The organism is Cryobacterium adonitolivorans (genome assembly GCF_004402695.1).
Lineage (GTDB): Bacteria > Actinomycetota > Actinomycetes > Actinomycetales > Microbacteriaceae > Cryobacterium > Cryobacterium adonitolivorans.
Map to the genome: position 1 here is coordinate 1 of NZ_SOFL01000028.1, position 20,018 is coordinate 20,018.

A 20,018-nucleotide genomic window follows, 5' to 3' on the forward strand; every position below is an offset into this window, starting at 1 on the left:
CAAAGGAATCTCCTGGCCCTTCACCGCTAGAAACGGATCCAAACCACGAGGTTTTTGGCATTTGACATTGTGCACGCTGTTGAGTTCTCAAGGATCGGACGCACCCGACTTCTGGCCAAGTGAATGGCTGTCGCTCCGGGGCAACTTGACTACCTTAGCCTCCGCAAGAATCCGTGTCAAATCGAGTGAGCGGCGTGTTTTCGGCAAACTAGTGCCTGAAACCGCTCCGTTCGTTCGATCCGAAGGATCTGTTGCGAAGAGCTGATTCCTGGCCAAAACGAAGAGCCACATCGAAGACGATCTGGGTTGTTTTGACTGGGAGTTGGTCCCGCTTGAGGCCGGAAGCTCTGCGGCTTTTCCGAACCTGTGGGGTGACGAGAGATGACATTACGGGGATTCCGGAGGCGCCGCAAATTGGATCTGACACCCGGGCGTGTCGGAGCGGAACGCCCACTGTCGCCCGCGCGTGGAGGGCGCCACGGAGCCGATTACGGCGAGGGCTGGGCGCCGTATTCGGCATCCGTGATCGACACGATGCGATGCCTGATCATTTGCCAACCCTGCGGCGGGGTGGTCAGGCGGGCGTGCCGTTCGCAGAGGTCATAGGTGTGCGGTTCGTGGGTGCCGGCCAGCGGTCCCAGTACTGCCATCGAGTCGGCATACGAGAACGTGAGCGTGGCCACGGCCCCGTCGTTGCAGGAGATTCTTGAACACGCTCTGACTGACATGGTGATTCAGGGTACCGCCGATGCCCGGAAGTAGAATGAGGACATGCCTCGTTCCCGCCGCACGACCGTGCAATCACCGACCTCTCGCGGTCGGGGTCGAGACCGACACGGCCGCGGCATCCGCAGTTCTGCCACCGGCCCGTTCCTTCCTCCCCTGCGCACGCGGGTGGACATGTTCGACATGACCATCGCGTCGACTGTCGACTATTTGCGCATGGTGTGGCCTGCCGAACTCGCCGACGTGGGTTTCGAGGTGGCCACTGGGCCGCTGAACGTGATTCCCGGCGTGGGGGTGGCGCGTTACGCCGTCGATGCGCCCGGGCGCCGCATCACCTTCTTCCGTCTGCCGATCCAGCGGTTGAGCGGGTTGCACCGCACCGACGAGTTTCATCAGCGCATGGTCATTGAAAGCTGCGTCTTCCGCGGCGTCGCCGAGCTGCTGGGCAAGGACCCCTGGGATCTCGCACCAGATCGCTTCCGCCACTTCTAGGCGGCACATTCCGCACACGCGCCACACAGGGACCAAACCTTTTCTGACGTGGGGACGAACCACCTGCATACCAAGCAAGCCCCCACACTCCACAGCAAAGGACCTCATCATGCGCACCTTCACCAAGACCGCACTCGGCCNGTGGACAACCCCACCGACCTCGGGCATGTTCCGGTACACGTAAGCGTGCGCGGCAGTGTCCGACGACGGCGACCGGTCCGACCCGGGCGTCTCCGGGATCACGGCCCCGTCCAGATCACAGAGAATCATGTTCTCCGGCGCCAAGTCGGCGTAGTCCACACCGGACGGCTTGATCACAAACAGATCAGCGCCAGGCACCCGGCCCGAGACATTGCCGCCGGTCCAAACGACCAGGCCGTTGTTGGTCAACTCACCGTGCAGACGGGCGATGTCCGCGCGGACACGAGCGATGGCAACCTCGATCTGCGGGCCGAAGGTGCTCATGCCGACACCGCGGCGATCTCGACAGCGGCCGGGTTATCGATTCCAGAGCCGAACGACTCGTCGCCGAGAGCTGCCTGTGCGGCGGGCTGCGCAGTAGACGTGCTCACAGAATCGACTCCCTTGTCTGAAGTGGTGCAGGTAGCTCGCAATGTGAACGGTCACATCGCTGACCTCATGTTAGCCGCATCGGGGAATCCTGTGTCAAGTGCGGTTTGTCACTTTTGGGTAACAGCTGTGACGAGTGCCCGGCCGGGCTCCTGACGGACGTCGGTCAGAACGCCGGCGGACCTGTCGACGCGCGTACGACAAGCTCGGGGATGATGGCGCGGCGTTGCTCCTTGGGGCCGGGGTTGAGGTCATCGAGCAGCAGCGCCATGCAGCGTCGGCCGAGCTCCGGAAAATCTTGCCGCACCGTCGTAAGTGGTGGCCAGAAATGTGCCGCTTCCGGAATATCATCGAAGCCAACCACGCTCACGTCGCCGGGGATGTTGAGTCCGGCATCCCGGATGGCATGCATCAGGCCGAGCGCCATCTGGTCGTTCGAAGAGAAAATGGCGGTGAAATCGCGCACCCTCAACAACTCGCGGCCGACGTGGTAGCCGAAGTCAGCGGTCCAGTCACCCAAAATGGGCGCGGTTGTCGGCACATCCATTGCCCCCATCTCGTCGAGGAAGCCGCGCATGCGCGCCTCGGCCTCGATCCAGTCCTGTGGGCCGGCCAGATGGTAGATATTGCGATGTCCCAGTTCGATGAGGTGCCGGGTCGCGGCCCGGGCGCCGGCGATCTGATCGAAAGACAGGCCGTGTTCGTTCAGGCTCCCGGTGGACTGCAGGGTCACATAGGGCACGGCGACGGAGAGTTGTTCGAGGACGTCGAAGACCCGCATCTGCGGGGCGATCACGACGATGCCCTCCACGGACTGCAACATCAGGTGGTCGAGAGCGGCCTCGATGGTTTCGGGGTCGACGGAGGTGAGATTGGCTGTGTTGACGTAGTAGCCGGCCTCGCGGGCGGCATCCTGGATGGCGGCGATACTGCTGGCCGGGCCGTATTGAGAGCTCGACGCCGAAAGCACCCCGATGGTGCGGGAGCTGCCGCGGGACAGCGCGCGGGCCGCCCGGTTGGGGCGATACTGCAGTTCCTCCATGACCTGTTGCACGCGGGCCTTGGTCGAATCACGGATGCTCGGGTGGTTGTTGAGCACCCGGGAAACCGTCTGGTGCGACACCCCGGCAAGGCGCGCGACATCCCGGATGCTGGGTGCGCGACTCTTGGGCAGATCAGCTGGCACGGGAGGAGGCCTCGTTCGAATGTGCACGGTCACAAATTGTGGACGCATCCCAATTATGCACGCGACGCACCTCGCGGGGGTGCACGATGTGACGGTCACATACCCCAGCGCTGGGGATATGTGACAGTCACACCGGGCGTGCCACGCCGGGAGCGGGCTCAGCTCAGGCGCTCTCGCGCACCACCAGGTCGGTGGGCAGCACGATGGCGGCGGGCCGTTCGCCGCCGATGACTCGCAGCAGCAAACGCACCATTTCCTCGCTGATGCGCTCGAACGGCTGGTGCATCGTGGTCAGCGGCGGTGTGGTTTGGGTCGCAACGGGAGCGTCGTCGAACCCGCCGACGGCGACGTCTTCTGGCACCCGGCGGCCGGAAGCCAGCAGGACGTCGATGGCGCCCGCGGCCATGACGTCGTTGGCCGCGAAGACGGCGTCAAGGTCGGGGTGGCGCTCGAGAAGTTCGGTCATCGACTGCGCCCCACTGGCCCTGCTGTAGTCGCCGCGGGCCACCAAGGTCTCATCGAAGTCGTCCCCGAGCTCATCCGCATACCCTTCGAATCGACGCATGCCTCCAGAGGTATCTTTGGGGCCCGCGATTGTGGCGATGCGTTTTCGGCCGAGTCCGGCGAGATGGTGCACAAGTTCCCGGGCGCCGGCGTAGTCGTCGGCAGCCACGTAGCCCATCTTGCGTTCGAATCCGAGCGGAACACCACAAGCGATCGCCGGTACGCCGGCCGCGACAATCTCGGAGATCAGCCCGCGACGGTCACTGTGGGACGAAACAAGGAGCACCCCGTCAACGTGGCCGGCGGTGATGAACTCGGTGGCCCGGCGCTGTTCGTCCTCGTTGCCCGCCATGATCAGCACGAGCGAGATGTCGTGCACGGACAGCGCCTTTGACGCGCCCCGCATCAGAACGGCGAAGTTCGGGTCTTCGAACAGGCGGTCATGTGATTCGGTCAGCAGGAACGCCACCGAGTTCGCCCGGCTCGTGGCGAGGCTGCGGGCGTGCGGATTGACCCGGTAGCCGGTCTTCTTGATCGCGCTGTTGACCGACGCCAGGGAATCCGGGCTTACCCAGTGACCGCCGTTGAGCACCCGGGACACCGTGCCTCTGGAGACGCCGGCAGCGGCGGCCACGTCATCGATGGTCGGCCGGCGCTTGGCGGGGGGCGGGGTCACGACTGAAGCCTAGCGACCGTCAGGCCTTTACCGCACCGGCGGCGAGGTCGACCTTCCAGTAGCGCTGCAGAACGAGGAACAGAATGATCAGCGGAATGATCGACAGAAGCGCGCCCGTGATCACCAGGGTATACATCGACGGTGCGGATGCGCCCTGGTTGAGCAGGCCGCTCAGGCCCACGGTGACCGGGAAGAGCTGGTCGTCGCCGAGCATGATGTACGGCAGCATGAAGTTGTTCCAGACGGCAACGAACTGGAACAGGAAGATCGTCACCAGGCCAGGGCCCATCATCGGCAGGACGATGCGGTTGAAGATGTACAGCTCGCCGGCGCCCTCGGTGCGGGAGGCCTCGATGACCTCGGTGGGCACGGAGGCCGCGGCGTAGATGCGGGCCAGGTAGATGCCGTACGGGCTGATGATCTGGGGCAGCAGCACCGACCACATGGTGTTGGTCAGGCCCACCTCGGCCAACAGGAAGTACTGCGGGATGGCGAGGATGACGCCGGGAACCAGCACGCCCATCAGCAGGATCGAGAAGACGACCTTCTTGCCGGGGAACTCGAACTTGGCCAGCACGTAGCCGGAGATCGCCGAGATCCAGGTGGAGGCCAGGGCGCCGACACCGGCATAGATCGCGGTGTTGAGCACCCAGCGCCAGAACAAGCCGTCGCGGTACTGGCTGAGCTCGACGATGTTGTCCCACAGGTGGGTGCTGGGCATCAGCGTGAAGGTGGAGAACAGTTCGGAACTGTCCTTGCTCGACGCCATCAGGACCCAGAAGACCGGGAACAGGCAGTAGATCGCGCCGATGATGAGGATGCCGGTGGACACCGGGCTGGCCTTCTGCCGGAAGGTGCGGGCCGAGGCTCGCTCGGCCTTACGCAGGGAGCGGTCGGGCCGGGTGGGAACGAGTGTGGTTGTCATGGGTCAGTCCTCCTGGCCGAAGGCACGTTTCTGCACGACGCGCAGGAACAGGAATGAGAAGGCGAAGGTCACCAGGGCGATGACGATCGAGGTGGCGGCGGCGGAGTAGATGTCGTCGCGGGTGAAGGCATCCCGGTAGACCAGCATCAGCGGAGACCAGCTGGTGGACAGCGAGTTGGTGAGCGGGCGGAGCGTCGTGGGCTCGGCGAACACCTGCAGGGTGGCGACCATCGAGAACAACGCGGTCATCACGATCGCCGGGGCGATAATAGGAATCTTGATGCGCAGCGCGATCTGGATTTCGCTGGCGCCGTCCAGCTTGGCGGCCTCGTATATATCGGAGGGCACCGACTTGAGGGAGGTGTACATCACGATCATGTTGAATCCCACGCCGCCCCAGAGGGCGATGTTGGCGATCGCGAAGGTGACCCCGCCGGACGAGAGCAGCGAAGGAACATCCCAGCCCAGCTTGTCGAAGACGAAATAGAACGGGCTCACGGCCGGCAGGTACAAAAAGCCCCAGAGCAGCGAGCTGATCACGGCGGGCACAGCGTACGGCAGGAAGATAGCCGTGCGGGAGAAACCGGCGGCGCGGGTTCGGCGCGAGTCCAGCAGCAGGGCGAAGAGCAGCGCGAGGCCCAGCATCAGAGGGATCAGGATGAAGCCGTAGACCAGCACCCGTCCGACGCTGGCGCCGAACTCGGTGTTCGTGAGGGTCGTGACGTAGTTGTCGATGCCGGCGAAGACCGTGCTGCGCGCGCCGGAGCCGAGACCGAGGCCGGACACCTTGGTCTTCTGAAAGCTCAGGAAGAGCGTGTAGACGATAGGCGCGGCCATGAAGGCCACGAACAGGATGATGCCGGGTGCCAGCATCGCGTAGGGCACGAGCACCCTCGAACGAAAGGTGCCGCGCCCCCGGCGTACCGGCGGATTGCTGCCCCTGATGGCCACGGGGGCCTCTGTCACTGTCACAAGTTGTCCTCAATCGACTCGATCTGGGTGGTGATGGATGGTGCGGGAGTCCGCCGGCCGGTCGGCCGGCGGACTCCGCGGGTGTAGCGCGAGCCGCGTAGCGTCATTCGACCGCGTCTATTCGACCGTGAAGCCGCTCTTCTTCATGTCGTCGGTGGTGATCTTCTGCATTGCAGCGACGGCTTCGAGGAAGGCGCTCTGGGTCTTGGCGTCGGCCGCCTTCGCGAACTCGTCGTTGTACGCGCTGTAGGCCACGTTCACGTTCGGACCATAGGTGAATGGGCTCACGGTGTCGGCCACCTTGGCTGCGACCTCGTAGAAGTCCGGCTGGTTGCTGAAGAACTCCGGCGGGGCGGTCAGCGCAGCTTCGGCCTGGGCGGCGTCGGCGGGGTAAATCCCTGAGGTGTTGACCAGGGCCTGCACGGCCTCCGCGTCGGTGTTCAGCCAGGTGGCAAACTTGGTGGCCGCCTCCTGGTGCTCGGACTGGGTGGTCACGGCCGTCGAGGATCCGCCCCAGTTGCCGGTGGCGGGTGCGTCGACATCCCACTGCGGCATGGGAGCGGCCTTCCAGAGCCCGGCGGTGTCTGCGGCGTTGCCGCCCAGCACTCCGGGAGCCCAGACGGCGCTCAGCCAGCCGACCTGTTCGCCGTTATTGAGTCCGGCGTTCCATTCGGGCGTGTACATCGGCTTATTGTCGATGACGCCCTCTTCGACGAGGCCGCCCCAATAGCCGGCAACAGTCTCGGTGGGGGTTTCGGCGATGTCGACGCTCCAGGCCTCGCCGTCGATGCCCCACCAGGAGGCGCCGGCCTGCTGAGCCATACCGGTGAACCAGCCGGCGTCGTTGGACGAGAAGGTGCCCAGGTACTTGGCCGGGTCAGCGGCGTGCACGGCACGGGCGACCTCGGCGTATTCGTCCCAGGTGGTGGGTACGGTCAGCCCGAGCTGCTCGAAGATGTCGGCCCGGTAGAAGAACATCATCGGTCCGCTGTCCTGCGGGATCGCGTAGATCGCATCCGACCCGAGGGTGACGGAATCCCAGACGCCATCGGCGAAGGAATCCTCGATGTCGCCGGCACCATACTCAGACAGGTCAGCCAACGCGTCGGACGAGACCAGGGTGGGGATCTTCTGGTACTCGGCCTGAATCAGGTCGGGTGCACCGCTGCCGGCCTTGATGGCCGTGAGCAGCTTGGTGATCGCGGGGTCGCCGCCGTCCTGCTTCTGCACGGTGACCTGGATGTCGGGGTTCTCCGCGTTCCAGAGGTCGACCACCTTTTCCAGGTTCGGGGCCCAGGCCCAGTAGTTCAGCTTGACGGGACCGTCGTCACCCCCGCCAGTGTTTGCCGAACAACCTGACATGAGCAGTGCGGCGGCGGTGGCCATGGCCACTGCTCCTACCCGAATTGACGTACGCATTCGTCCTCCTTGATGAAAGCTGGGTGCTGTGTGTTGGCGCCCCGCCGTCGTATCGAGAAAATTCGGTACGAACTGGGAGCGGTACTAGTAGTTCACACAATCTTCACCATGTCAACACGGGCTAATGATCTGGCTTGCGCTGAATTACTGTGCTAGAACTGGGAGCGCACACAGTTGAAGGAGTCCTAGACCAATGTCGATCCACACCACATCCCCAGCCAGCCCTCCCACGACGGACCGGTGGCTGAAGGGCACGACCGGGCTTCGGTACGGGGGCGACTACAACCCCGAACAATGGCCCCGCGAGACCTGGCTGGAAGACATCGCGCTGATGAAACAGGCGGGCATCAACCTGGTCAGCATCGCGATCTTCGCCTGGGGCATCTTGGAACCACGCGAGGGCGAATACGACTTCAGCCAGCTCGACGACATCTTCGGCCTGCTGCATGAGGCCGGCATCGACATCGACCTGGCCACGCCAACGGCGGCGCCGCCGGCCTGGTTCTGGAAAAAGTATCCGGACTCCCGCCCGGTCACCCGTGACGGCATCACCCTGGGCAACGGCTCCCGCGGCATGGTCAGCCCGTCGAGCCCCGACTACCGCCGGGCCGCCGCCGCCATCACCGAGCAGCTAGCCCGCCGGTACGCGAACCACCCGGCGCTCGTGCTTTGGCACGTGCACAACGAGTACGGCGCGCCGATCAGCGATTCCTACGACGACCACTCCGTGGCCGCCTTCAGGATGTGGCTGCAGAAGCGCTACGCCACCCTCGACACGCTCAACGAAAAGTGGGGCACGACCTTCTGGGGCCAGGTCTACGGCGAGTGGGATGAGATCGACGCACCCCGACAGTCGGCATCGGTGACCAACCAGGCGCAGCGCCTGGACTTCCACCGGTTCACCTCGGACGCGCTGCTCGAGTGCTACATCAACGAGCGTGACGTCATCCGCCGGTTCACGCCGGACATCCCCGTGACCACCAACTTCATGGCTACCAATTGCCTCTCCCCCGACTACTGGAAGTGGGCCAGGGAGGTGGACATCGTCGCCAACGACCACTACCTGGTGGCCGAACGCGCTGACAACCACGTGTTGCTGGCGATGGATGCCGACCTCAGCCGGTCGCTGGCCGGCGGGGCCCCGTGGATTCTGATGGAGCATTCCACCGGCGCCGTCAACTGGCAACCCCGCAACATTGCCAAGCGTGCCGGCGAGATGGCCCGCAATTCACTCTCCCACCTGGCCCGCGGTGCTGACGCCATTCTGTTCTTCCAGTTCCGGGCCTCCAGGTTCGGTGTTGAGAAGTTCCACTCCGCGATGCTTCCGCACGCCGGCGCCGAGACCCGGGTCTGGCGCGAGGTCGTCGCCCTGGGCGAAACCCTCGGGTCGCTCGAGGCCGTGCGTGGCTCCCGCGTTCAGGCCCGGGTCGCCCTGCTCTGGGACACCGAGTCGTTCTGGGCCCAGGACTTCGAATGGCGCCCGAGTGCCGAACTGGGCCACCGTGAACGCCTCGAGGCCTTCTACACGGCGCTCTGGAACCGCAACGTGTCGGTGGACTTCGCGCATCCCACCGCGGACCTGACCGGCTACGCCCTCGTCGTCGCGCCCAGCCTCTACCTCGTCGGACCGGCGGCGTCGGAGAACCTCACCGGCTACGTACGGGACGGCGGCCACCTGGTCGTTTCCTACTTCTCCGGCATCGTCGATGAGAACGACACCGTCTACGCCGGAGCCGCACCCGGAGCCCTGCGGGAGGTGCTCGGTCTGACCATCCCCGAGTTCCTGCCGCTGCACGAGAACGAGACCGTCACCCTCAGCGATTCCCGCACGGGGACCGCCTGGACCGACGATATCGAGGTCTCCACCGCCGAGGTGTTGGCCCGGTACGTGGATGGCCCCGCCGCCGGCGGACCGGCACTCACCCGCAACGTGTACGGTGCGGGGTCGGCCTGGTACATCTCGACCAAGCTCACCGGTACCGACCTGGACTCCCTGCTGCTCGACGTGCTCAACACCGCCGGCATCGAGGCGGCCCGCAGCATTGACGGTGTCGAGACCATCATCCGCTCCACCGACACCGACGAGTTCCTGTTTCTGATCAACCACTCGGATGCCGACCAGTCCTGGCCGGCCAGCGGAACCGAGTTGCTCACGAACACCGCGGTCGACGGCACCGTACTGGTGCCCGCCGGGCTCACCCGGGTGGTCCACAGCACCCTGTAACGGCTAACTGTTGCCCGTGCGGACAAGTGTTCCCGGCGTACCGGACGCAATGGTCCGTCCGGGCAACAGTTGCCGGCTCAGGGCACGAGCGCGAAGGCCCGTACAGGGAAGGTGCCGAAGTTACGCACGCGCGGTGGCACGGCGAAGAAGCGGGCTCCCCGGTCGGGGAGTCCTCCCAGCCCGGTGAGATGTTCCACGACCGGGATACCGGCGGCCAGCAGCAGCGAGTGAGCCGGACGTTCTCCCCCAGACTCGGTGTCGTCGATGTTCAGCGAGTCGATGCCGACGAGCGCCACCTCCGCATCGACGAGGGCCTGCGCGCCCGCCTCGGTGAGGAACGGGGCGCCGCTGGCGTAGACCGGCGCGCCGAAGTGCAGGTCCCATCCGGTGTTCAGCAGCACGGCCGTTCCGGCGAGATCCTGCCCGTCAAAATCGGCGGCCGGTATCCCCCGCTCCGATGCATGCTCGTGGCGGAATACGAGCGCGGGCAGGTCGGCCAGGGACTCGAGCGGCAGCTCGGCCAGGTCGACGCCGCCCTCATAACGGTGGAACGGGCTGTCGAGGTACGTGCCGGTATTGCCGATCATCGTGATGGTGTCCATGGCGAACTCGGTGCCTGGTGCGTACCGGCTTCGTGAGTCTTCCCGGCTGAGATACGGCGTGATCACCGGTGCGGGTAGCCCTGGGTAGGTCACCTGGCCGGCACTGATTACGTGGCTGAGGTCGACGAAGCGGGAGGAGACAGAGGTCATGCGGCATTTTCTCTTTCGGTCAGTGTCGATACGGGCGGTGTCGAACGACGCCGGGACAGCACCCCCACCACAAGGGCGACGACGGCGAGCCCGACGGGGACGACCAGGTGAACGCCGGCGAGCACCAACAGCCCGGAGGTGAGCACAACCGAGACCGCGGCCAGCCACCAGCCCACGCTGCGCGGACGCAGTAGACGCACCGCGGCGACCATGCCGAGTACGTAGATCGCCACCATCGAGCTCGTGTGGGTGAGGATGAACGGTGTCAGTTCCATGCCCGTCGCCACCATCAGGCCGAAGTAGACCGTCACGAGGGCGGCGACCACCACTAGGGCGCGCCGCGGGACGCCGCCGGACTCGGCCCCTGGCGCTAGCCAGCCCGGCAGGTCGCCGTCGCGGCCGAGCGATGCGGCAAGCTTGGCGAACGCACCGATGTAGACGTTCAGCACCCCGAGCGCCACGATGGCGGCAATGGCGGCAACCAGCACCGGACCCACGCCGAAGGTCGACGCCGCGACGAGGTCGAGCAGCGGCACCCGCCCGGTGCCGGCGGCGGCACCCAGCACTCCGACGGTGACGTATTGCAAGGCCAGATAGGACACCCCCACCACCACGAGGGCGATCCCGGTGGCCAGCGGTATGGTGCGGCGCGGGTTGCGGAACTCGCCGGCGATGTGGGTCCCGACTTCCCAGCCGGCGAACGCCCAGACGAACAAGCTGATCGCGGCGCCGACGCCACCCCAGCCATGGCTGAGGAATGGGGTGAAGTTGCCTGGATTCGCCGCGGGTGCCGCCACGGCGACAACACCGATGACGATGGCCAGCAGCGCACCGGTGAGCGCCAGCTGGGCTGCCCCGGACACCCGCACGCCGAAGTAGTTCGCGACGAACGGCGGCACCAGCAGCGCCAGCCCCAGCCACGGCACCACCGAGCGGTCAACCCCCACGATGGCCGCCACGTAGCCGGCGCCGAGCACGGCCACCACCGGGGCACCCGCGCCCACCCCGAAGAAGAACCAATACCCGGTCACCCGGGCCCACGTGTCACCGAGCGTGCGACGCACGTAGCTGGCCACACCACCGGCATCCGGGTACCGCGCGGCCAGCGCTGCGAACGTCCCGGCCAGCGGGATCGACAGCACGGACACCGCGGCGACGGCCAGGACCGACGCCGGCCCTGCGGCCTGCGCGGCCAGGCCGGGCAGCACCAGGATGCCGGTGCCGAGCACCGCCGCGACGTACAGTGCGGTGCCTTGCAGCACGCCGAGGCGCCCGCCGGTCGTGCTCACGATGTACTCACGGTCCCATCGTGCCCAGCAGCGACCCGCAGTTCAATGGCAGAAACGACAGCGTGCGTCGAATTGCTGCCACGCTAGCTCAGCTCGCGGGTAGCGCCTGGGCGAGGTCGGCGAGCAGGTCGTCGATGTCTTCGATGCCCACCGAGAGGCGCACGATGTTGGTGGCCACCTCGAGCTCGGTGCCGCGCACCGAGGCGTGGGTCATCTCGGACGGGTAGTTCACCAGCGATTCGACGCCGCCGAGCGATTCAGCCAGCTGGAACAGCTCCATTGACTCGGCGAAACGCCGGGCCGCGCTTTCACCACCCACAAATGCAACGGAGAGCATGCCGCCGAAGGCACTCATCTGGGCCTTGGCCAGTTCGTGACCGGAGTGGCTTTCCAAGCCGGGGTAGTAGACCTTCTCGATGGCCGGGTGGGTATCGAGGTACCTGGCGATGGTGAGCGCGTTGCTGCTGTGCCGTTCCATCCGCACCGCGAGGGTCTTGATGCCGCGCACGGTGAGCCAGGCGTCCAGCGGAGCGGAAACGGGGCCGGCCGCGAACTGGATGAACTTGGTCTTCTCGGCCAGCTCGTCGTCGTTGATGACCAGACCGCCGCCGATGACGTCGGAATGCCCACCGAGGTACTTGGTGGTGGAGTGCACGACGACGTCGGCGCCCAGGGCGAGGGGCTGCTGCAGGGCGGGTGACGCGAAGGTGTTGTCCACGACCACGAGCACGCCGTGCCGGTGCCCGATCGTGACGAGGCTGGCGATGTCGCTGATCTTCATCAGCGGGTTGCTCGGCGTCTCCACCCAGAGGATCTTCGTTTCGCCGGGGATGATCGCCGCTTCGACCGCGGCCAGGTCGCTCATCTCCACCGTGGTGTTGCGCACCCCCCAGGCGCCGTGCACCCGGTTGATCAGCCGGTGCGTGCCGCCGTAGACGTCGTTGCCGAGCACCACATGGTCACCCGGAACGAGGACCGCGCGCAGCAGGCTGTCCTCGGCCGCGAGTCCGCTGGCGAAGGACAGGCCGTGCTTGCCACCCTCGAGTGCGGCGAGCATGGTTTCCAGCGCCGTGCGGGTGGGGTTGCCGCCGCGGCTGTACTCGTAGCCGCCACGAAGAACACCGATGCTCTCCTGCACGTAGGTGGAGGTCTGGAAGATCGGCGGGATGACCGCGCCAGTGCTGGGGTCGAACTCCTGACCGGCGTGGATGGCGATGGTGCTGAACTTCTGGCTGTCTGACTGGCTCATGATGGGGTCACTTTCAAAAAGATCGGGGTGTGTCTGGCCGGGCGCAGCAGCTGCGCGGGCGGGGGCTAGACGCTGAGGTAGGTGAGGAGGTCGTGCCGGGTGATCACGCCGAGCGGCTTGCCGCCGTCGGTGACCAGCAGCGCGTCGTGTTCGGCGAACGCGGCGCGGGCCGAACCGACTGGCTCGTTCACACCGATCAGCGGCAGGGCGTCGCCCACGATCGAGCCGACCTTGTCGGTGAGCTTGGCTTCGCCGGAGAATACCCGGCCCATCAGGCTGCGCTCATCGAGCGCGCCGACGACCTCGCCCATCACCACGGGCGGCTTTGCCGCCAGTACGAGCAGCTGCGACACGCTCGCCGAGGTCATCGTCTCGATGGCGTCGCGCACGGTGTCGTTCGGGTGCACATAGACGAACGCCGGGAGGGTGCCGGTCTTGGAGTGCAGCAGGTCGGCAACGGTGTGACCGGCGGGCGCATTCGAGAAGCCGTAACTTCGCATCCAGCCGTCGTTGAAGATCTTGCCCAGGTAGCCGCGACCGCCGTCGGGCAGCAGCACGACGACGACGGCATCGGCGGGCAGGTCCTTCGCGGCGCGCAGGGCAGCGACGACCGCCATGCCGCTCGAGCCGCCTACCAGGATGCCCTCCTCGAGGGCGAGGCGGCGGGTCATGGCGAAGGAGTCAGCGTCGGAGACCGCGATGATCTCGTGCGGCACGGCCGGGTCGTATGCGCCCGGCCAGAAGTCCTCACCGACGCCCTCGACGAGGTAGGGCCGGCCGGTGCCACCGGAGTAGACCGAGCCTTCGGGGTCGGCCCCAATGATGCGCACGGCGTCGTTCGACACCTCGCGCAGGTAGCGGCCGGTGCCGGTGATGGTGCCGCCGGTGCCGACGCCGGCGACGAAGTGGGTGACCGTTGCGTCGGTGTCCCGCCAGATCTCCGGGCCCGTGGACTCGTAATGGCTGAGCGGCCCGTTCGGATTGGAGTACTGGTTGGGCTTGAAGGCGCCGGGGATCTCCCGGGCGAGGCGGTCCGACACGCTGTAGTACGACTCAGGGTCGTCGGGGGCCACGGATGTCGGTGTCACGACGATCTCGGCGCCGTAGGCGGTGAGAACGTTGCGCTTGTCCTCGCCCACCTTGTCCGGCAGCACGAATACGCACTTGTAGCCACGCTGCTGGGCGACCAGGGCCAGGCCGACGCCGGTGTTGCCGGAGGTCGGCTCGACGATGGTGCCGCCGGGCTTGAGGCGTCCGTCGCGTTCGGCGGCGTCGATGATGCGGGTGGCGATGCGGTCCTTCGCGGACCCGCCGGGGTTGAGGTATTCGAGCTTGACGAGCACGGTGGCCGAGACGCCCTCCGTGACCTTGTGCAGCTTGACCAGCGGCGTGTTGCCGATGAGGTCGAGGATGGTGTCAGCGATTTTCATAGTGGGATCCTTACGTCTATGGACGTGTCGCGGGACGATGCAGGCGTGGCCGCTGGCCAGGTTGGGCGGTCCTGGAACCGAGAGTGTGAATGTGCGGGTCGGCTAGCGAAAGCAGCAACAGGGACACGACGTCAGGGTGATCACGTCTTCACTCTAGTCGCCGCCCGGGAGTGGCGACCAGCCTGTGAACCATCTGTGAGATCGACAGCCGGGGAAGGCTGGGCGCCGGTGTATGCGTTCGAATAAGTGCACAGCAAACGAAAGAGGCCCCTCGTGACCCCTGCCCCGCCCACCGGCACATCCGGATCGTCGACGCCCAAGCCGGGTGTCAAACAGCGACGGGCGGCCCAGCGCTCCCAGAAGCTCGAGCAGTACCACCGCGAGCAAAAACGCAGCGCCCGCAACCGGCGCATCGGCCTCATCAGCGGGATCGCCGTCGCCGTCGCGGTCATCGGCCTGCTGATCACCTCGATCGTGCTCACCCCGCAGAGCGCGAGCTACTCCGCCGGCGGCGATGGCGCCGAGATCGACGGCGTGGAGACTTTCGAGAACGCCTCGTTGCACGTGGAGACCCCGGTCTCATACCCGCAGACCCCGCCCGCCGGCGGCGACCACAATCCAACCTGGCTCAACTGCGGCGTCTACACCGAACCCGTGCCGAGCGAGAACGCCGTGCACTCCCTCGAGCACGGTGCGCTCTGGGTGACCTACGACCCGTCCATCTCCGATGACGAGCTGGCCACGCTCAAGGCGGCGCTCCCGTCCACTTACGTGATCCTCTCGCCGTTCGACGGTTTGCCCGCCCCCATCGTGGTGAGCGGCTGGAACGTGCAGCTGCAGGTCGACTCGGCCGACGATGAGCGCGTCGCCGCGTTCTTCGAGGAGCACTGGAAGAGCAACAACGTTCCCGAACCCGGCGCGCTCTGCACCGGCGCCTACGATGCCCCCGGAAAGGCGTAGTACCGCCCGGCGCGCCGCGCTGATCGTCACGGCCGCCGTCGCGGCCGTCGCGATCGGCCTGGTCGGCTTCTCGGTCGGTCGGCTGAGCACCATCGACAATCCCACGCCGACGGCGACCAGTGCCGAGGCCGGATTCGCGCGCGACATGCAGGTGCACCACCTGCAGGGGGTCGAACTGGCCATGATCATTCGCGATCGCAGCAATGCTGCGGATGTGCGCCTGCTCGGCTATGACATCGCCACCACCCAGGCCCAGCAGGCCGGCCAGCTCTACGGCTGGCTCACCGAATGGGACCTGTCCCAGGCCGGCCCCGAGCCGTCGATGACCTGGATGACCCGGCCCGGCCGCTCGGACGCCGGGCACGCCCACACCGATGGCGGCCGCACCCCGGGCGACCCGATGCCCGGACTCGCCACCGACGAGCAGATCGCCGCCCTCACCGCCGCGACCGGCGTCGACGCCGAGCGCCAGTTTCTCACCCTGATGATCGCCCACCACCAGGGCGCTGTGAAAATGGCCGAGTCCGTTCAGGACCGCGCCAACAACACCTCGATTCTCGGTTTCGCCAACTCGGTGATCATCTCGCAGAACGCGGAAATCACCCTCATGGAGTCCATGCTCGCCGCTCGCGAGCCGTGAGTTAAGCACCGAAAACTCGAGGTTTTTGGGGCTTAACTCACAGTTCGCGAGCCTGCTCGGGGAGCGGCGCGGGGACCTGCTCGGCGTAGAGCTCGGCGTAGGTGCCGCCGGCGGCGACCAACTGGGAGTGGGTGCCGCTCTCCACCACGCGACCGCGGTCGACCACAAAGATCACGTCGGCGGTCACGATGGTCGACAACCGGTGGGCGATGGCGATGGTCGTGCGGCCGCGGGATGCGGTGTCGAGGGCGGCCTGCACCACCCGCTCGGAGATCGCGTCGAGCGCGCTGGTGGCCTCATCGAGGATCAGCACCTCAGGGTTCTTCAGCAGCACCCGGGCGATCGCCACCCGCTGCTTCTCGCCACCCGAGAGCCGGTAGCCCCGCTCGCCGACCACGGTGTCGTAGCCGGCCGGGAACGAGGCGATGGTGTTGTGGATGTTCGCGGCGCGCGCGGCAATCTCGAGTTCGGCATCCGTGGCCTCGGGTTTGGCATACCGGAGGTTCTCGGCGATGGTCGCGTGGAAGAGGTAGGTCTCCTGGCTGACGATGCCGATGTGGGAGACCAGGGACTCCTGTTCGAGGTCTCGCACGTCGACTCCGGAGAACAGCACCCGGCCGCCCGTCGCCTCGTAGAAACGCGGGATCAGGTATGACACTGTGGTCTTGCCCGCGCCGCTGGGCCCGACGAAGGCAGCGAACGCGCCGGGTTCGATCGTGAAGGAGACCGCGTCCAGGGTGGGCCGGGCGTCGACGTCGGCATCCGGGTAGGCGAAGGTGACCGCGTCGAACTGCACCCGGCCGGTCACGGCGGGCACCGGACGGGCGTCGGGAGCGTCGCTGATGGCCGGGGTGAGGTCAAGGTACTGGAAGATGCGTGCGAAAAGGGCGCTGGAGGTCTGCAGGTCCAGGGCCACCCGCATCAGGCCCAGCAAGGGGAAAAGCAGCCGGGCCTGCACCGTAGTGAAGGCCACCACGGTGCCAGCGGTGATGTCGGTGGCACCGTTGGTGAGCAGCAGGCCCGCGACCAGGTAGACGATGGCCGGGATGCTGGAGAGGAAGATGCTGACCATGGCAAAGAACCACTGGCCGCTCATCTGCTGGCTGACCTGCAGGTGCACCTGATTGTCGTTCTCGAGCGAGTAGCGGGCGATCTCGGCCTTCTGCCGGGTGAAGCTCTTGGAGAGCAGGATGCCTGACACGCTCAACGTCTCCTGCGTGATCGCGGTCATGTCGGAGAGAGACTCCTGGGTCTTGCCCGCGATGCGGGCCCGAACCTGACCCACCCGGCGTTGGGCGAAGACCAGGATAGGCATCAGGATCACGGCCACGATCGCCAGCTGCCAATTGAGCAGCAGCATTGCCACGAACGCGGCGATCACCGTCACGGCGTTGCCGAGCACGCTGGAGACGGTGTTGGTAAGCACGCTCGCCACCCCGCCGACGTCATTCTGCAGCCTGGACTGGATCACACCGGTCTTGGTGCGGGTGAAGAAGCTCAGCTCCATGGCCTGCAGGTGGGTAAACAGCCGCACTCGCAGCTCGCCCATCACCGAGTTACCCACGGTGGCCGTGAGCCAGGTCTGCCAGACGCCCAGCAGCGCCGTGGTGAGGTATGCCGCGATCATCAGGGCCACGAGCACGGTCAGCCGCTGCAGGTTGGGTCCGCCGGACGGGGGGAACAGGCCCTGGTCGAAGGCCCGCTGGATGAGCAGCGGCGGCAGAACCGAGAGTCCCGCAGAGATCAGCACCAGGATGACCGTGACGATGAGCTTGCGTGCGTGCGGGGCGAACAGGGCCCGGATGCGGCCGATCAGGTTGGGGATCTCGGGCGCTTCGGCGTTCTGTGCTTTCTGGGCGGCCGGGTCGTCGCCGCTGACGCGGTTGCGGCGTCCCAGGGACTCTCCTGGGGGACGTCGGCCCCCGCCGTGCGATCCGCTCATGGTCTCACTCTAAGACAGCGGACCGACCCCGGGAATCCGGGGCCGGTCCGTCCCAGCCGACGCCAGTGCCGGCCCGGGAACGTGGGGAAGCTATCCCTTGGTCGAACCCGCCAGCAGGCCGCGCACGAAGTAGCGCTGCAAGCTGAAGAACACGATCAACGGCACGACCAGCGACACGAACGCGGCCGCCGTCAGGCGCTGCCAGTCCTGGCCCCTGGTGCCGGTCAGCTCCGCCAGTCTCTGCGTGAGCGGCGCCACATCCTGCGTGCCGCCCGAGAAGATCAACGCCACGAGCAGGTCGTTCCAAACCCAGAGGAACTGGAAGATCGCGAACGATGCCAGCGCCGGAACCGCCAGCGGTAGCACGATCCTGAAGAAGACCTGGCCGTGGCTGGCGCCATCCACCCTGGCCGCCTCAATGACCTCACCGGGAATCTCGGAGATGAAGTTGTGCAGCAGGAAGATCGCCAGTGGCAGCGCGAAGATCGTGTGCGCGATCCAGACCGGCAGGTAGCCCTGTTCGGGAATCATCGGGATCAGTTCATGGATCCAGATTTGCCCAGGCCGCAGGAACTGGGTGAACATCTGTAGCAGCGGGATCAACGCGAGCTGCAGCGGCACGATCTGCAGCGCGAATATCAGCACGAACAGGGCGCCGCTCCACTTGAACTTGATCCAGGCGAAGGCGTAGGCGGCCATCGCCGCGATCACCAGCGGGAACAGCGTGGCTGGGATCGCGATGGCCAGCGAGTTCACGAAGTATGCGCCCAGCTGCGGGGACGACTGCGAGGTGCTGAACAGCACTTCCTGGTAGTTGGCCAGGGTGAAGCCCGGGTTCTGGAAGATCGTCCACCAACCGGTGGTGCTGATCAGGCCGGCCGGCCTGAACGATGAGATGAACAGCCCGAAGGTGGGCAGGGTCCACAGCACCGCGATGACGAGGGCCACGGCGGTCGCCGTGCGCGAGGTGAGCCGTCGCTTCACCCGTGAGGCCTTGCCGACCACCTCGGCGGTCGAGTCGGCCTTGCCCTTCGCGGTGCCCGGGATGGGCAGGTCGACTACGTTGTCGCTCATCGGATCTCCCTCTGCTGACGCAGGACTCGTACGTTATAGATGACGATCGGCAGCACCAGGAGGAACAGCACGATCGCGAGCGCGGCGCCTCGGCCCTGCTCGCCGGCCCGGAAGGCCTGGGTGTACATCTCGTTGGCGATGACGCTGGTGTCGAAGTTACCGGCGGTCATGGTGCGCACGATGTCGAACACCTTGAGGGTGGCGATCGAGATTGTGGTGATCACCACCACCAGCGAACCGCGGATGCCCGGCAGGGTCACGTTGGTGAACCGCTGCCACGGGTTGGTGCCGTCCAGCTGCGCGGCCTCGATCTGCTCGGTCGGAACACCCTTGATCGCAGCGGAGCAGATGACCATGGCGAATCCGGTTTGGATCCAGATCATCACGACGATCAGCAGGAAGGTGTTGATCGGCGAGGTCTGCAGCCACTGCACGGGTTCGGCGCCGAACCACACCAGGATCTGGTTGAGCAGGCCGATCTGGGCGCTGTCGCCGGACTTGTAGTCGTAGACGAAGCGCCAGATGATGCCGGCGCCCACGAAGGAAATCGCCATGGGCATGAAGACCAGCGCCTTGAAGTATTTCTCGCCGCGGGACTTGTCGATGAACAGCGCATAGGCCAGGCCGATGGCGGTGGAGAGAATCGGCACCACGACGACCCAGATCACGGTGTTGCCGAGGGTGATGAGTGCGGCCGGCTGGGTGAACATCCAGACGAAGTTCTCGCCGCCCACCCATTCGCCGGAACTGTTGCTGAATGCCAGCAGGGAGGTCCGGAAGGCGGGGTAGATGAGTCCGACAGCCAGCAGGATCAGGGCGGGGAGCAGGAAGAAGGCAAGTTGCCAGTAGTCGCGCCCACGTTTGGGCGCCTTGTCGATAAGGAACAGCACAAGCCCGATAACGAGCGAGAAGGCGGCGAGGGCCGCTACCACCTGAATTATCTTGCCGAGCAGATCTGCGGTCGTCATTGGCCGGACCCTTCTATGGT

General features: G+C 66.1%; 17 protein-coding genes and 1 pseudogene. 4 read left to right on the forward strand and 14 right to left on the reverse strand.

Annotation, left to right across the window (positions count from 1 at the left end; translation table 11 throughout):
• Positions 1–488: 488 nt before the first annotated feature.
• Positions 489–728: a DUF3499 family protein gene (locus tag E3O42_RS08140; protein ID WP_134453467.1), complete on the reverse strand. Its 240-nt coding sequence runs from the start codon at positions 726–728 to the stop codon at positions 489–491.
• Between the two features lie 172 nt (positions 729–900).
• Here E3O42_RS08140 and E3O42_RS18940 point away from each other — a divergent pair, with 172 nt between their 5' ends.
• Entirely contained in the window at positions 901–1,218 is a 318-nt protein-coding gene (locus E3O42_RS18940) for a metallopeptidase family protein (RefSeq protein WP_420897875.1), read from the forward strand.
• A 120-nt stretch (positions 1,219–1,338) separates the two neighbouring features.
• On the opposite strand, the pseudogene E3O42_RS18945 reads toward E3O42_RS18940, so the two are convergent.
• From E3O42_RS18945 to E3O42_RS08175, 6 genes and pseudogenes are all read right to left on the reverse strand, one after another.
• Positions 1,339–1,683 (reverse strand): annotated as a pseudogene (locus E3O42_RS18945) (class II aldolase/adducin family protein); the annotation flags it as partial.
• Positions 1,684–1,954: 271 nt separating this feature from the next.
• Positions 1,955–3,022, reverse strand: coding sequence for a LacI family DNA-binding transcriptional regulator (locus E3O42_RS08155; protein ID WP_134453469.1), 1,068 nt, complete (start codon positions 3,020–3,022; stop codon positions 1,955–1,957).
• Positions 3,023–3,137: 115 nt separating this feature from the next.
• Positions 3,138–4,154, reverse strand: coding sequence for a LacI family DNA-binding transcriptional regulator (locus E3O42_RS08160; RefSeq protein WP_134453470.1), 1,017 nt, complete (start codon positions 4,152–4,154; stop codon positions 3,138–3,140).
• 19 nt (positions 4,155–4,173) lie between these two features.
• Positions 4,174–5,079 (reverse strand): carbohydrate ABC transporter permease, encoded by a 906-nt coding sequence (locus E3O42_RS08165; RefSeq protein ID WP_134453471.1) that lies wholly within the window; start codon positions 5,077–5,079, stop codon positions 4,174–4,176.
• 3 nt (positions 5,080–5,082) lie between these two features.
• On the reverse strand, positions 5,083–6,051 hold the full coding sequence (locus E3O42_RS08170) for a carbohydrate ABC transporter permease (protein WP_420897871.1): 969 nt from the start codon (positions 6,049–6,051) through the stop codon (positions 5,083–5,085).
• 117 nt (positions 6,052–6,168) lie between these two features.
• Positions 6,169–7,470, reverse strand: a complete 1,302-nt coding sequence (locus E3O42_RS08175; RefSeq protein ID WP_134453472.1) for an ABC transporter substrate-binding protein — start codon at positions 7,468–7,470, stop codon at positions 6,169–6,171.
• Between the two features lie 193 nt (positions 7,471–7,663).
• Here E3O42_RS08175 and E3O42_RS08180 point away from each other — a divergent pair, with 193 nt between their 5' ends.
• Complete coding sequence (locus tag E3O42_RS08180; protein WP_134453473.1) at positions 7,664–9,694, forward strand: beta-galactosidase; 2,031 nt, start codon at positions 7,664–7,666, stop codon at positions 9,692–9,694.
• Positions 9,695–9,771: 77 nt separating this feature from the next.
• On the opposite strand, the gene E3O42_RS08185 is transcribed toward E3O42_RS08180, so the two are convergent.
• From E3O42_RS08185 to E3O42_RS08200, 4 genes are all read right to left on the reverse strand, one after another.
• Entirely contained in the window at positions 9,772–10,446 is a 675-nt protein-coding gene (locus tag E3O42_RS08185) for a cyclase family protein (protein ID WP_134453474.1), read from the reverse strand.
• Entirely contained in the window at positions 10,443–11,735 is a 1,293-nt protein-coding gene (locus E3O42_RS08190; RefSeq protein ID WP_241984720.1) for an APC family permease, read from the reverse strand. The genes E3O42_RS08185 and E3O42_RS08190 overlap by 4 nt, the downstream gene beginning before the upstream one ends.
• An 88-nt stretch (positions 11,736–11,823) precedes the next feature.
• Positions 11,824–12,984 (reverse strand): cystathionine gamma-synthase, encoded by a 1,161-nt coding sequence (locus E3O42_RS08195; RefSeq protein WP_134453476.1) that lies wholly within the window; start codon positions 12,982–12,984, stop codon positions 11,824–11,826.
• A gap of 65 nt (positions 12,985–13,049) precedes the next feature.
• Complete coding sequence (locus E3O42_RS08200; protein ID WP_134453477.1) at positions 13,050–14,414, reverse strand: cystathionine beta-synthase; 1,365 nt, start codon at positions 14,412–14,414, stop codon at positions 13,050–13,052.
• A 273-nt stretch (positions 14,415–14,687) separates the two neighbouring features.
• Here E3O42_RS08200 and E3O42_RS08205 point away from each other — a divergent pair, with 273 nt between their 5' ends.
• Together E3O42_RS08205 and E3O42_RS08210 are read left to right on the forward strand one after the other, a co-directional pair.
• Entirely contained in the window at positions 14,688–15,374 is a 687-nt protein-coding gene (locus E3O42_RS08205) for a DUF3105 domain-containing protein (RefSeq protein WP_134453478.1), read from the forward strand.
• Positions 15,355–16,014, forward strand: coding sequence for a DUF305 domain-containing protein (locus E3O42_RS08210; protein WP_166787929.1), 660 nt, complete (start codon positions 15,355–15,357; stop codon positions 16,012–16,014). Before E3O42_RS08205 ends, E3O42_RS08210 begins: the two co-directional genes overlap by 20 nt.
• Before the next feature lie 37 nt (positions 16,015–16,051).
• Here the strand turns inward: E3O42_RS08210 and E3O42_RS08215 are convergent, their stop codons facing one another.
• The 3 genes from E3O42_RS08215 to E3O42_RS08225 all read right to left on the reverse strand — a co-directional run bounded on the left by E3O42_RS08215 (position 16,052) and on the right by E3O42_RS08225 (position 19,998).
• Positions 16,052–17,956: an ABC transporter ATP-binding protein gene (locus tag E3O42_RS08215; RefSeq protein ID WP_134453480.1), complete on the reverse strand. Its 1,905-nt coding sequence runs from the start codon at positions 17,954–17,956 to the stop codon at positions 16,052–16,054.
• Positions 17,957–18,046: 90 nt separating this feature from the next.
• Positions 18,047–19,030 carry a carbohydrate ABC transporter permease gene (locus E3O42_RS08220; protein ID WP_134453481.1) on the reverse strand — a complete coding sequence of 328 codons (984 nt, stop codon included), beginning with the start codon at positions 19,028–19,030 and terminating at the stop codon, positions 18,047–18,049.
• Complete coding sequence (locus tag E3O42_RS08225) at positions 19,027–19,998, reverse strand: carbohydrate ABC transporter permease (RefSeq protein ID WP_134453482.1); 972 nt, start codon at positions 19,996–19,998, stop codon at positions 19,027–19,029. The genes E3O42_RS08220 and E3O42_RS08225 overlap by 4 nt, the downstream gene beginning before the upstream one ends.
• Positions 19,999–20,018: the final 20 nt, after the last annotated feature.